Raw genomic sequence first — 13,330 nt, forward strand, 5'->3', positions numbered from 1 at the left:
AAGGAACCTCAGGTGGTTTTTCTTTTCCTTCCCTTCCGGGAATAGTACCTTGGTAGTGAGGCAGGGCATGATTGAATTCAGAGACCCCGTGGCGGAGCATATAAAAGCCTTTATCCTCGATGAGACCGCCATGGAGATAGATAACCGGGATTATCCTTCCGATCCGGTGTGGCGGGAATACCGGGAAACCGGCAGCAGAGTCTGGCTTTACGGTAACGATACCTCCGCACAGGAGGTCTGGACCAGGGACATGGAAGCTGTATACCTCGATACCCCCCTGGTTATCGATGCATTCCGACAGGATCACTTTACCGGGCTCACCCTGGAAGCCAACAGCGTCCTCAAGGGCCTTCCGGGGGACGAGCGAATCAAGGAGATCGCCTTCATAATAAACGCCCGCAACGCGGTGGCGACCTCAAAAAGGTTTGCCGCCCGGGTTTGTGTGGAAATTCCCCTCTTTTCCGACAGCGCATCGGAGATCAGCCAGTACGCCAGACGACTGTACCAGGTATGCCCGGAACATCTCCTTCCGGCATTACCCTACAGTTCCGAAGGTATCACGGCTGCTGCTGAACTGCAGAAAGCAGGAATACCGATTATAGTTCGCACAGAATACAGCCCGCAGCAGGTAAAAAACTCGATCCTCCATGCCTCCCCGAATTATGTAGCCCTTGGGAACTTTCATGATACCCGGGAAGTCCCGATGCCCTCAGCACAGGAGCTGCAATCCCTTTTTGACCACCTTGAAAAACCGGAAAAGACAACCCTGATTGCCTGCGGAATGGACAGCGAGGAAAAAATACGGCGATTCATGGGGTTCCCGATAATCGTGGCGACACCCGAGGCTGTCAGGAATTATCAAAAAAAACCGGTCGCCGGCAAGCAGGGCGTCCCTGCACCCGAAGCAGAAACCGCCTCCGGAACCCCGGGTATGCAGAACCGGAATGAGCTGCGGGATATCGCCCTTCAGTCCCGGAACGCCTATGATGAGCTTGTACTGATAATTAGAAACGCCATTGACTCCAATTAAACTAATAATTCTAAATACTTTACTATAAATGAAAATTAGATTATTATTCCCTGAATACGGATATGAAGAAAATGGCCAGAGCAGCTGATCCAGTCACTCCTCACGCTTTTTCCGGGGACCTCTCCCTGGGAATGAGCCTTCTGCTGCTGATGGCAGGCCTCATGACGCCCCTGGGATTTCCTCTCACTCCCTGGCTAACCTATCCGGTCCTTGTTCTCCCCATGTTCTTTTTCATGCTGAACGGGCTTGTCCGCGGTACGCTGTTCAGCCTGCTGTTTCTGGGGCTCTTTTATTTTGAGGTCTCCTTTCTGCTGCCCTATTCTTCCTCCGGGGTCTATACAGTGGAGCTGCGGCTGATCTCGGCCATGATCCTGGTCAACATACCAGCCGCATGGCTGCAGCAGCGCTACAGAAACCGGGGAAACCGTCATCTGGCACGACTCCTCTATTCTGATCAGCTCACCGGCCTGCCGAATCGAAATCAGCTGATAAAGGATGTTCAGCATATTCGCACCCCCATACTGTTCCTGATCAATATTGATGACTTCAAGGAGATAAATGATGTTTTCAGTCCCAAGGCTGGAGACACGATCCTCAGGGAACTTGCAGAGCTGATTCAGTCGGTTATTCGGGATCTTCCCTGCTCATATTACAAACTGACCGCCGATGAATTTGCCCTGCTCTTCGAGAACTCCGGGGACTTTTCCACCCGGCAGCAGTTGAGCATCCTGGCTGAAACCCTGAGCAGTCGTATTGCGGCCCAGGAGTTCTCCATCGACGAAAGCGAGATACGCCTGAGGGTGAGCATAGGTATTGGTGACTCCCGCATAAACGAAAACGACAATGTTCTTGCCCAGGCAGATATGGCCCTGAAGACGGCGAAAAAGATCCATAAGCCCTACCTCTTCTTTACCCAGACCATCGATACCCGGGAGAATTACCACAAAAACATCCACTCATTGAAGGTATTGACCGAGGCCCTGGAACATAACAGGATTGTTCCCTACTACATGGCCATAATAAACAGCAACACCGGCCAACCGGAATCCTATGAATGCCTTGCACGACTCATCGATCCCGACGGCGTGGTATACCCTCCTCACTTTTTTCTGGAGATCTCAAAAAAGGCACGCCTCTACTCCCTGATTACCCGGATGGTCTTCAGAAAAGCCGCGGACTACTTTAACGATCTGCCCTATCAGTTCACCGTCAATATCTCCATGGACGATATGGATGACCCCGAAACTGTTTCCACCATTCTGGAAATCCTGGAAACCCATCCAAAACTGCATAACCGGGTGATTTTTGAGATTCTTGAGTCGGAAAGCATCAATAATTATCCCCAGGTTATGACCTTTATCCAGCTGGTAAAGACCTACGGCTGCAAAATTGCTATTGATGATTTCGGCTCCGGCTACTCCAACTTCGAGAACGTTTCCCGACTGAGGGTGGATTATCTGAAGATAAACGGCGCCCTTGTCCGCAATATCGTCCGCAGCCCGCAGAACCGCTTCATTGTTGAAAATATCCACAATTTTGCCGTCGGTCTCGGAATAAAGACTGTCGCAGAATACGTGGAAGACGAGTCCATCCTGCAGCACCTCAAGCGCATGAAGATTGACTACCTCCAGGGCTATTATTTCGGAGCTCCGGCGGAGGATATCCTGCCCGTTTCTGAAGACAGATTGCTGCAGACCCTAAAATAGGTTACCTTAACAGCATGGTAACAGAAGAAATGATCAAACAGCTGCCCAAGGTGGAGCTTCACGACCATCTCGACGGCAGCCTGCGGCCCCGGACCATACTGGAGCTCGCGGAAAAAGAGGGCGTCCAGCTGCCCGCCGCCACCCCCGAAGAGCTGGCAGCCTGGTTTCACCGGGGAGCCGACCGGAAGAGCCTCTCCCTCTATCTTGAAGGCTTTGCCTACACAACCGCCCTCATGCAGTCCAGAGAATCCCTGCGCCGGGTGGCCCGGGAACATATGCATACCCTGGCGGAGGACAACGTTGTCTACGGGGAAATACGTTTTGCCCCCTGTCTGCACCAGAAGCAGGGGTTGAACATTGAAGAGGTGGTCAAATCGGTTCTCGAAGGACTTGATGAGGGAAGCCAGGAAACCGGCGTAAAATACGGACTGATCCTCTGCGCCATGCGTCACCAGAAGGTCTCTCTGGAGATTGCCGAACTGGCGGTAGCCTTCCGTTCACGGGGCGTCGTCGGCTTCGATATTGCCGGAGACGAATTCGGGCACCCCCCCAAAAAACATCTCGACGCTTTTCAGTACATCAAGAACAGGAATTTCAATATAACGATCCATGCCGGCGAAGCCTTCGGTGTTGAATCGATCTGGCAGGCAGTGCAGATCTGCGGTGCCCACCGTATAGGACACGCCACCCGGCTGGTGGAAGATATGGTGGTTCATGGAACGAGGATCGAAAAGATGGGGACTCTCTCCTCCTACATTCTGGACAAACGCATCCCCATGGAGATCTGCCTTTCCTCCAACGTACAGACCGGCGCGGCGAAGAGCCTGGACACCCATCCTTTTCAAATCTATCACCGGAACAACTTCCGGGTCATGCTCTGTACGGACAATCGCCTTATGAGCAACACGAGCCTCAGCAAGGAGATGGGTCTGGCGGTGGAATACTACGGACTGGATATTCGGGATCTCGAAAAGCTCAGCATCAATGCCATGAAGTCCGCCTTTATCGGCTATAATGAAAGAATCGAGCTGATCTATGATGTACTCAAACCGCGCTTCGCACAGCTGCGGGAAACCATAAATCCGAACATGTAGACTCAGGGAAGGTCCCGGAGAAAACGCCCGAAGGCTTCAGCAGCCTTTTCAAGGGCAGGCAGGGCAATACGAACTTCCCGTTCTTCACCGGTCTTGGCTGCCTGTTCGGCCTTTCGGGCAATATCGGCAATTTCCAAGGCAAAGAGGTTCAGGCCTCCCCCTTTAAGGGAATGAAGCTCCCGGTGAACAAGCTTCCAGTCCTGTTTTTCCAGGGCTTTCCCGATCCGTTCCAGCTGCCCCTCGATACCGCCGGCGAATCCCTGTACCATCTGCAGCGCGGCAGCCCTGTCTCCCCCCAGGTCCCGAACCAGGGAAGCAAAATCGCAGACCATGGAGGAATCTCCCTTTTCCTGAGAAGCTTCCTCTGAAGCGCTGCCCGAACTGAGCCAGGAAGCCACATCGGATAAAAATGCCTCCCTGCGCAGAGGTTTGGTAAGGACCCCGTTCATCCCGGCCTGCCGGTACTGCCGCAGATCATCGGGAAAGGCGTTTGCCGTCAATCCTACAATGGGAGTCTCCCGGTTCGGTCCCTGCCGGATCAGGGCCGTGGCCTCCAGTCCGTCCATCTCCGGCATTTGAACATCCATGAGTATAAGATCGAAAAAGCGCTGCTCTGCCAGTTCAACCGCTTCTCTGCCGTTCAGTGCCTCGGAAACCTGGCACCCCACCGACTCCAGGTGACTCCGGGCGATAACCCGGTTGGGAAGATAATCCTCCACCACCAGTACCTTCGGACTGCCCTGGATCAGCTCCACACTGCCAGGGGAAGCATTTTTCGCATCAGGGAACCCGTCTTCCATCGGGACACGGCAGGGCAGGGTAAACCAGAAGAGAGAACCGAATCCAATTTCACTCTCCAGGCCTATCTCCCCTTTCATGAGGGTAACAAGCTGCTTGGTTATCGTTGTGCCAAGTCCCGTTCCGCCGTAAAGACGGGTTCTGCTGGTGTCACCCTGCTCGAAACTGTCAAAAATGGTTTCCGCCTGTTCCCGGGGGATACCGATACCTGTATCCGCAACGGAGAATTTCAAAACAAGCTCCCGGTTCCCCGGCCATTCCTCGACCGCCACGGAAACCCTGATCCCTCCGCGGGAGGTAAACTTCACGGCATTGCTGACAAGATTATCCAGCACCTGGCGCAGCCGGAAAGAGTCGGCTTCTATCAGCTCCGGGACATCGTTGCCCTCTTCCACCTGCAGATAGAGCCCCTTATCGGCGCAATGGACGGCGAAACTGTTTTCTATGCTTTGAAGGAATTCCTTCAGATTGAAGGTTGCCGGATCAAGGGAAATTTTCCCCGCCTCGATCTTTTCGATGTCCAGAAGCTGGTTTATCAGGGTCAGGAGTCGTTCAGACTCTTCAAGAACAATATCCAGGTTTTTCTTCTGGTCATGGTCGACTCGCCGGCTGATCATCTCACTGAAACCGATGATACAGTTCAGGGGGGTTCGCATCTCGTGGCTGATATTCGCAAGAAAACGGCTCTTTGCCTGACTGGCGTGCCTGGCGGCTTCCATGGCATCGTGGAGATCGGTATTGGCCCGCTGCAGCTCCCGGGTACGATCCATGACCTTCTGCTCGATCATTTCGGAGTAGCGTTCCAGTTCGCTGTGAAGTCGCATGGAGCGCATCGCAAGGGAGGCAAAGACCCCCATATCGAAGGTAAAGATGGCGATTCCCTGAATCCACCAGATGGGATAGATCCTCAGCATCATATAGATGATGTCATGGGCACCGATCAGCCCGCCCAGGTATACCCCGATCAGCATGGGCAGGGTATCCGGAACACCCCTGCGGAATGCCCCGGTGGTAATGACGGCCATGAGAATAATCTGAAGACTGACAAGAAAGAGGGACCAGGAGAAAATTATATCCACCATCAGGGTGGTTTTACCGAAGAAGAAAATCCCGAGAAAGGAAAAAATGCTGAAGGTCCAGAAATACGGCATCTGCCGCTTCAGACCCGTTGATTCCAGATAGCGGGCCACAAAGGATGTCATCAGGGTTACCGACGGAAAGAAGATCGCCTTGGAGAATGCGAAGAAGGGAGTAAAGGGGAGCTGGGGAAAGGAGTACCCCAGGCGGATCAGATAGATAGTGAAGCCTACATTTACCAGGGCGAAAATAAGATTATTCCGTTCCTTGGGACGTACGAAAAACTGCATAAAGTAGAAAAAGGCCACAAAGAGGGAAAGAAATGAGAGGTACCGGTACAGATCGACATTGATAAAATTGACCAGTCCCTCGTAGAACCGGTAATCCTCACGGAAACCCAGGGTGGGAGGAGTAATAACAGTCCGGTCCGCCTCGGGACTGTAGAGGATATCAATCCAGTTGCCCTCGTCATAACGGAGGACCCCCTTCGGTATGGGAGCGTTGACTCTGCGGGCTTCATGGTAGTGGTAATCCGGAGAAAAACTCCCGTGGGTGAGAACCTCAATACCGTTTATTCGTACCCGCACGGCTCCCCAGCGTTTTCCCATCAGAACAAAGAGCTCTTCGCCCTTTAGTTCCGGAGGAATAGAAAACTCCCGGACAAGGTGGAATACAGGGTAGCGCCGTCCGCCGGGCTCAGGTTCCGCAGGAAGTTCAATCTCCTTCCATTCGGAAAAACCTCCTCCCTCGGACAGCTCCGGCAGTCCCACCTGAGACTCACAGCGAATGCTCCAGGACCCCTCAAGCACCGTCGGGCCTTCGGTATTCAGATGTACCGGAGGATCGGAATAGAGGGGAACAAGAAAGCAGAGAAGGAGAATGGGGAGCCGGAGAAAAACCATCATGTAGAGAATATCCGATGTATCGACGAAAAGCCATAGAACATGCTAATAAACATATATGCAGATACCAGTTTCACTGCTGATCGCCCTTGGGGTTCAGCAGTTGTGCCAGCTTATCAAATTCGTCTCCTGTTCCATCAGGGACCGGCACCTGAGTCCCCGGTACTTTTTTTCCTCCGGCGGTATGCCCTCCGCTCATTCCGCTTTTGTTACCGCCCTCTGCGTTGCAGTCGGGGTGCGCAGCGGTATCGGGTCAGAGGTTTTCTCCGCAACCCTGGTACTCGCCTTTATCGTCATTCATGACGCCCTGCGGGTCCGGGGGACCCTGCAGCAGGTTATCCACATCATCAAGAAGGATCATCCGGAAGAAGGAGGTCCTGCGGCTCGACTGCCGGAAACCATCGGCCACGATGCCGCGGAGATCGCCGCGGGAATCGTCCTGGGAATCATCCTGGCGCTTCCTCTGGCATTTTTCTCCCTGAGATTTGTCCCGGGGAGTACCGGGAATCCCTTGTAGACGGTCCCTTCAGTAGCTTCCGTAGGTGCTCGTCTTCCGGAGGATGATTTTACAGCGCATCTTTGCGGCGTAGCGTCCGGCGACAATACTGACACTGGGGGTATCGATAAGCAGGAGCTCTCCTTCCAGACGCATCGGCTTGTTGCGCATCCGCGGCCGGGCGTATTCCCGGACCGCCTCCTTCAGGGCCCTGTGATAGGCCTCCATCTTTCCCTCATGCCCCAGGACCGCCCGTTCTTCTCCGTAGCCCATAACGCTGGGGATGGCCGCGCTGAGCCAGCCGCTGATCCTGAGGTATTCTTCCCGGCCGGGATAGTAGCGATAGAGCAGCATTGCCCTGCTGCCCCGGCCCCGTACGTCCACGGGAACAAGGGCCTCCCGGGGAATCAACGAGGTGGGCTCAAGGATAAACTCTTCGCCGATGCCCCGTTCCCTGTCCAGAGGACGATACGAGAAGGTATAACCGTAGACCATTCCGGAGAGTAGAAACCGGGCTTCCGCATCGGCCAGTTTCCGGGCCTCGGCGAAGGCCACCGGATCAAGATCTCCGGCAGCGCTGTCCAGTTCGATCCAGATGTCCGCCTCGACGGGGGGATACTCCTGGGCACCGAGGGCCTGAAAAACCAGGCAGAAGAGAAGACAAAGCAGCGACTTGGAAACACCGCTGCCTCCGGGACTCCGGTTGGACTGCATCAGCGCCAGTATCCGCCCCGTCCGCTGCCGCCGCGAAAAACATCCAGGGGGTTGATTCCCAGGCGCAGGACAAAGTAGAGAAAAGCAAAACCGAAGCCGGCGAGGTGGGTCATATGGGCTATGCCGGAGTTGACACTGACAACCTGGGAGAATATTTCGATTGCAGTGTATCCGATTACCAGATGGGTCGATTTGACCGGGATAATACCCATTATGAATATCCTGGCATCAGGATAATAGATAGCAAAGGCCAGGAGCACGGCGAAGACCGCTCCGGAAGCTCCCAGCAGAACAGTGACGGTGCCGGAGATATAGAAAACAAGGAACGAGAACACCCCTGCGAGCACCCCCGTTACCATGTAAAAGAGGACAAATTCGTAGCTGCCCATACGGTGTTCCACCTGGACTCCGAAAAAGAAGAGTCCCAGCATATTAAAAAGGATATGAGACATATCCGCATGGGTAAACATGTAGGTAACGAACTGCCAGATGTAGCCCCGGGAGACAATCCAGGGAGGAACCATCGCCAGGAGAACCCTGGTTTCCGGAATGGCATAGTTTAGAAAAAAGACTCCCACATTAATGATGATCAGCGTAAGGGCAGCATTGGTATACACAAAGGGCAGCCGTTTTTTATAAAAGGGGACACTCATATCTCATAAAAATACGGGTAAAGTGTGGGATGGTCAACAGGCCCTACATCCGTAATAAATCGACAAAAGCATGAACATCCCCGTCCAGTCCTTCGAGATCGACGACGATGTGCCATTCCCCCTGCCGCAGGGGACGAAGCTCCGCCCTGGGGGGATCATACAGTCCCCCGACAAAGGAGTAGCGTTTTTTCATCTTGTACTTGTGGTAATTCAGCTCATCCATAAGACGTATATTGGCCCGCCGGTCAATGTTGACCCGGATGATTGTGTCCGGACCGGACCTGATCGTATAATGGAGGAAATTCATCTGCCTGTACCTCCCGTGTACTTTTTTACCGCCCTCGGATATGCTTGTCTAAGAGTTACTCCGGGAGGAAGGGAAAGTCAAGATGCGCAGCAAACCCGACCATTACACAATCAGAGCCAGGAAGGAGGGGTATCCCGCCCGTTCGGTATATAAACTCAAGGAGCTGGATGAAAAACTGCAGCTGCTGCCAAAATCCGGACAAATCCTGGATATCGGTGCAGCCCCCGGCAGCTGGAGCCTCTACGCACGCCGCCGTGGAAAGGGCCGCCTCAGGATCGTCGCCGTGGACCTGCAGCAGATCCGGATAGCCCCTGAACCCGAAACCACCCTGCTTATCCAGGGCGACGTATTCAGCGGGGAGGTACAGCAGAAACTCCATGAAGAAGCCCCCTTCGATCTTATAATGAGCGATGCGGCCCCGGCGACAACGGGCAACCGTACCGTCGACTGCGGACGCTCCTCGTCGCTGGTGGAGGGGATTCTCTCTCTTGCTCCCGGACTGCTTGCCCGGGGCGGATCCCTGGTTATGAAGATATTCCAGGGCGGCCAGGAAAAGAGGATTTTAAACAGAATGCAGGAAGATTTCGCCACCGCAAGGATGATGAAGCCGAAGGCCTGCAGAAACGAGTCCTTCGAAACCTTTCTCATCGGGATCAACTATCATGGAAAAAAGTGACAATCCGGGGTATTCTTTACAACAATGATGAGAATTAATTCCAGGGAGGCCTCAGCTTTTCCCGCGATCGGTCTCCTTTTGCTGATATTGTCCGGCTGTGTAAGCCTCTCCGACAGCGGGCAGACGCTTCCCCCCTCCGCCCTGACGGGAGACGAGCTCACGGAGACCCAGATCCGGCTCGTGGAAGGGGCAGGAAAGGTTCTGGGAGCCCGTCGGCTCGATATAGGAGGCCGGGAATATCCCCTAGACTGTACCGGCACCATTATGGCCATATACGCCTATGCGGGCATCGATCTGCAGAGCCCCATGAGGCGCTTCAGCGGCAACGGTGTTACCCGGCTCTACCGCTATCTGGAAAGCCTCGACCTGCTCTATTCCAGCGATACACCCTTACCCGGCGACCTGGTGTTCTGGGATAACACCTACGACCGGAACAATGACGGCAAGTGGAACGATACCCTCACCCACGTGGGAATGGTTGTTGCAGTTGACGGCGACGGAACCGTTCATTACGTGCATCACAACTATCGAAAGGGCATCGTTCTGGCCAGGATGAACCTGCTGCAGCCGGATTCTGTTGTACAGGGGAACAAACAGTTGAACTCGGCAATGCGCATGCGGGACGGAAAGGTGTATCCCCTTTGGCTCTCCAGCCATTTATACAGGGAGCTGGGAAAAGGCTGGGAACTGAAAAGCTGAAAAGCCCCGGAAAGGTCAAGTGTCGCTGAAGACAATGGAGAATTTCGTTCCCCTTGACGAATCCACTGCAACCTCCGCGCCAATCTGGGCGGAGAGAATTGAAACAAGCTGCAGGCCCAGGGTCTCCGCCCTGTCCAGGGAAAAACCATCCGGCAGGCCGCTACCGTCGTCCCCGATACTGAGATCCACGTATTCCCCCCGGCGATGCAGACCGATATGAATATTTCCACCCGGGCGGCCGTTAAAGGCATATTTCAAGGCATTGATGATAAGCTCATTGACGATAAGTCCACAGGGGACGGCATGATCGATCTGCAGGAACACCTGCTCCATGGAATAATCAAAAAATACCGGAACCGCAGGGGCATAGAGTGCCAGAAGTTCATCCCCCAGGGTATGGATGTAATCGGCGAAGTCGACCTGACTGAAGTCATCGGACTGGTACAGTTTTTCATGTATAAGGGCCATTGTCCGCACCCGGTCCCTGGAGACCTGACACATTTTCCGGGACTCCTGGTTTTCCGTACTCATGGACTGCATACTCAGGAGACTGGAAATGACCTGCAGATTGTTTTTCACCCGGTGATGGACCTCCCTCAGGAGAACCTCCTTTTCCTGCAGCGATCTTTCCAGAACGCTTCTGTGCTCTTCAACCAGACATATATCCCGGTATGAACGGAGAGTGGACACCATGGAAGAGATCAGTTTCTGTTCCGTAAGGTCTGTCTTTTCCCTGTAGTCGTTTATATCGTAATTCTGTACCACCTGCATCTGAGGTGCATAGCCCGGCTGTCCTGTCCTGAGGATTATCCGTACCAGTTGGTTCCTGAGGGTATTTCGTACATACTCGACAATCTTGAGGCCACTGTCCCTCTCATCCATTACGACATCGAGAATCATGACCGCCGTATCGGGATTCTTTTCGATAAGTTCCCGGGTCTCGTCGCCGGTGTAGGCACTGAGAAGCTCCAGCCGGCGACCCAGAAAAGTAAATCTCCCCAGAGCGAGTCTGCTTACCGTATGGACGTCAGCATCGTCATCGGCAATGATCACCTTCCAGGGAGCATCCGAGGCATCATCAAACTCAGACATATTTGCGTACCATGCGAAGCATTTTATCCATGGTATAAGGTTTCTGCAAAAAACCCAGAGCTCCCTCCCGGAGAGCCGTTTCCAGACGTTCGTCGTTCTGAAAACCGGAAGAAAAAAGAACCCGTACCTTCGCATCACAGGCCTTGAGGCGTCGGAAGACATCCAGGCCGGATTCTTCCGGCATGGAAAGATCCATCAGAACAAGGTCAACCTCCGGAGATTTCCGCTGGTACGTCAGGACAGCCTCTTCGCCGCCTGCAGCATGGAGGACCGCGTACCCTGCCCTCTCCAGTATGCTTCCGGCGACCTGCCGCATCAGATCCTCATCATCGCAGACGAGAATAACCTTCTGTCCTTCACTGTTCATATACTCTCCACATCAGCGGGAAATCCAAGGTCCACCTCTCTCACGCTTGAGCTCAGAAAATCCAGATCCGGACCATACCAGGCCGCCAACTCGCGGACCAGTCCAATCCCGCACTCGATTCCGAGGATCTTCAGGCGCCACCCGGGCTTTCCCGATGGCCCATTCCCCGGGTAGACGGAAAGCAGAATCTCCCCCCCATCGGGCTGTCGCCCGGGATGTCCCGTCAGCAGGATACGGAGGATGAGCTTTTCAAAGCGTATACTGTTGCCGCGGATCCGGGCCTCCCCGGGAACAGCTTCCATACTGATGGCAGGTCCGGTACCGGAGGCCGCCTGCAGGGAAGCTGCCAGCCTTTCCAGGGATTCAGCCAGGGGGATTATTTCCGATCTGTCCGTTGGCTGCCTGGTCAGTACAAGAAGCTGCTGGACTATCCCGGACGCACGGAGGGAGGATTTCTCCAGTATATCGAGGTACGAATCATAGGCCGGATTATGCAGATCAGGGGAGTCCTCTTTTTCAAATTCGATAAGAGACAGGGCCCCGGTGACCCCTCCCAACACATTGTTGAGATCATGGGCAAGCACAGACAACAGGGACCCGGAACCGGGGATTCCGTCATTTCTGGTCTCAGATATGGTACTCATTTTCTTTAACCATAGCCGCGGCGCCGGGACCTGTCAACTTTTCTGAAAAAAAGACTATAGGCTGAACTCTTCGTCCGTAAGCTTGAAGATGCTCTCCATTCCTGAAGACGAAAACAGCTTCTTCTCTTCCGTAACCAGAAGCGCTTCAATACCCTCCATGGACTCCACGAGTTCAAGTCCCTTCTCCACACCAAGAACAAAGACCAGGGTGGACAGGGCATCGGCGTCCATGGAATTCTCTGCCACAATGGTAACCGAGCTTAAACCGTTTTCCACCGGAAAACCTGTTTCCGGATCCAGAATGTGGTGGTATCTCTTGCCATCCAGGGTAAAGAACCGTTCATAGGGTCCCGAGGTAACAACCGCCCGGTCTGCCACGGTCAGCACACCCAGATAACTTCCCCGATTTGATTCAGGATTCTGAACACCAATACGCCACAGGGAGCCGTCGGGCTTTTTCCCGTGGGCATAGACATTGCCGCCCAGATTAATCAGTGCATGCTTTACCCCGGAATCCTCCAGGATCCGGACAATCTCGTCCGCGGCATATCCTTTGGCTATCCCCCCCAGGTCGATGGCCATTCCCGGATTTTCCAGGGCGACGCTCTCTCCTTCAATACGGACCCGCCTGTAATTAATACGCGAGACGGCATCCCGGATCTCTTCGGCGGAAGGAACACGCCCCGGATTCTCTTTTCCTATTCCCCAGAGCTCCACAAGGGGCCCGATGGTAATATCGAAACGTCCTCCCCCGAGCTGAGAAAAATGGAGCCCCCGTTCAACAACCTCCAGGGTGGAAGAGCTTACGGACGCTCCTCCGTCCCCGGCCTTCCGGTTGATCGCGGCTACCTCACTCTCTTCGCCGGTATAGGACATCAGACGGTCAATCTCTCGAATGCGGGCAAAGCTTTCTTCCAGTACCGGGGAGGGTTTTCGTGCATATACCGTTACGGTACAGGTGGTCCCCAGCAGATCGATCTCGGTCCGGGTGGACTGTTCAAGGCCGCAGGAGGCGAGTATCAGAAAAACTATTCCGGGGATCAGAATTTTGACAGATGAAACTCGTGACATAATA

14 protein-coding genes are annotated in these 13,330 nt (G+C 54.0%); 6 read left to right on the forward strand and 8 right to left on the reverse strand.

Annotation, left to right across the window (positions count from 1 at the left end):
* Positions 1-67: 67 nt before the first annotated feature.
* The 3 genes from B4O97_RS07020 (at position 68) to B4O97_RS07030 (ending at position 3,830) form a co-directional block, all read left to right on the forward strand.
* Complete coding sequence (locus B4O97_RS07020) at positions 68-1,030, forward strand: transaldolase family protein (RefSeq protein WP_083049515.1); 963 nt, start codon at positions 68-70, stop codon at positions 1,028-1,030.
* A gap of 71 nt (positions 1,031-1,101) precedes the next feature.
* Positions 1,102-2,736, forward strand: coding sequence for a bifunctional diguanylate cyclase/phosphodiesterase (locus B4O97_RS07025; protein WP_158084197.1), 1,635 nt, complete (start codon positions 1,102-1,104; stop codon positions 2,734-2,736).
* 14 nt (positions 2,737-2,750) lie between these two features.
* The gene (locus B4O97_RS07030; RefSeq protein WP_083049518.1) at positions 2,751-3,830 is read left to right on the forward strand and encodes an adenosine deaminase; all 1,080 of its coding nucleotides are present in this window, start codon (positions 2,751-2,753) and stop codon (positions 3,828-3,830) included.
* A gap of 2 nt (positions 3,831-3,832) precedes the next feature.
* On the opposite strand, the gene B4O97_RS07035 is transcribed toward B4O97_RS07030, so the two are convergent.
* The gene (locus B4O97_RS07035; RefSeq protein WP_083049520.1) at positions 3,833-6,610 is read right to left on the reverse strand and encodes an ATP-binding protein; all 2,778 of its coding nucleotides are present in this window, start codon (positions 6,608-6,610) and stop codon (positions 3,833-3,835) included.
* A gap of 55 nt (positions 6,611-6,665) precedes the next feature.
* Between B4O97_RS07035 and B4O97_RS07040 the strand changes: the two genes are divergently transcribed.
* The gene (locus B4O97_RS07040; RefSeq protein ID WP_083049521.1) at positions 6,666-7,124 is read left to right on the forward strand and encodes a divergent PAP2 family protein; all 459 of its coding nucleotides are present in this window, start codon (positions 6,666-6,668) and stop codon (positions 7,122-7,124) included.
* Between the two features lie 9 nt (positions 7,125-7,133).
* On the opposite strand, the gene B4O97_RS07045 is transcribed toward B4O97_RS07040, so the two are convergent.
* From B4O97_RS07045 to B4O97_RS07055, 3 genes are read right to left on the reverse strand one after another with little or no spacing between them, the layout of a single operon-like run.
* Positions 7,134-7,817: a hypothetical protein gene (locus B4O97_RS07045; protein WP_083049523.1), complete on the reverse strand. Its 684-nt coding sequence runs from the start codon at positions 7,815-7,817 to the stop codon at positions 7,134-7,136.
* On the reverse strand, positions 7,817-8,470 hold the full coding sequence (locus B4O97_RS07050; RefSeq protein ID WP_083049524.1) for a rhomboid family intramembrane serine protease: 654 nt from the start codon (positions 8,468-8,470) through the stop codon (positions 7,817-7,819). The genes B4O97_RS07045 and B4O97_RS07050 overlap by 1 nt, the downstream gene beginning before the upstream one ends.
* Before the next feature lie 43 nt (positions 8,471-8,513).
* Positions 8,514-8,777: a DUF1883 domain-containing protein gene (locus B4O97_RS07055; RefSeq protein WP_083049526.1), complete on the reverse strand. Its 264-nt coding sequence runs from the start codon at positions 8,775-8,777 to the stop codon at positions 8,514-8,516.
* An 82-nt stretch (positions 8,778-8,859) separates the two neighbouring features.
* Here B4O97_RS07055 and B4O97_RS07060 point away from each other — a divergent pair, with 82 nt between their 5' ends.
* On the forward strand, positions 8,860-9,453 hold the full coding sequence (locus B4O97_RS07060; RefSeq protein ID WP_083049528.1) for an SAM-dependent methyltransferase: 594 nt from the start codon (positions 8,860-8,862) through the stop codon (positions 9,451-9,453).
* 24 nt (positions 9,454-9,477) lie between these two features.
* Positions 9,478-10,152 carry a C40 family peptidase gene (locus B4O97_RS07065; protein ID WP_233142976.1) on the forward strand — a complete coding sequence of 225 codons (675 nt, stop codon included), beginning with the start codon at positions 9,478-9,480 and terminating at the stop codon, positions 10,150-10,152.
* 15 nt (positions 10,153-10,167) lie between these two features.
* On the opposite strand, the gene B4O97_RS07070 is transcribed toward B4O97_RS07065, so the two are convergent.
* From B4O97_RS07070 to B4O97_RS07085, 4 genes are read right to left on the reverse strand one after another with little or no spacing between them, the layout of a single operon-like run.
* On the reverse strand, positions 10,168-11,244 hold the full coding sequence (locus B4O97_RS07070; RefSeq protein WP_083049529.1) for a sensor histidine kinase: 1,077 nt from the start codon (positions 11,242-11,244) through the stop codon (positions 10,168-10,170).
* Positions 11,237-11,611 carry a response regulator gene (locus tag B4O97_RS07075; protein ID WP_083049531.1) on the reverse strand — a complete coding sequence of 125 codons (375 nt, stop codon included), beginning with the start codon at positions 11,609-11,611 and terminating at the stop codon, positions 11,237-11,239. Before B4O97_RS07075 ends, B4O97_RS07070 begins: the two co-directional genes overlap by 8 nt.
* A complete protein-coding gene (locus tag B4O97_RS07080; protein WP_083049532.1) occupies positions 11,608-12,255 on the reverse strand; it encodes a histidine kinase dimerization/phospho-acceptor domain-containing protein in 648 nt (215 codons plus the stop codon). The genes B4O97_RS07075 and B4O97_RS07080 overlap by 4 nt, the downstream gene beginning before the upstream one ends.
* 54 nt (positions 12,256-12,309) lie before the next feature.
* Complete coding sequence (locus B4O97_RS07085; RefSeq protein ID WP_083049534.1) at positions 12,310-13,326, reverse strand: FAD:protein FMN transferase; 1,017 nt, start codon at positions 13,324-13,326, stop codon at positions 12,310-12,312.
* Between the last annotated feature and the right edge of the window lie 4 nt (positions 13,327-13,330).

This window comes from Marispirochaeta aestuarii (assembly GCF_002087085.1).
In the GTDB taxonomy this organism is placed as follows: Bacteria; Spirochaetota; Spirochaetia; order JC444; family Marispirochaetaceae; genus Marispirochaeta; species Marispirochaeta aestuarii.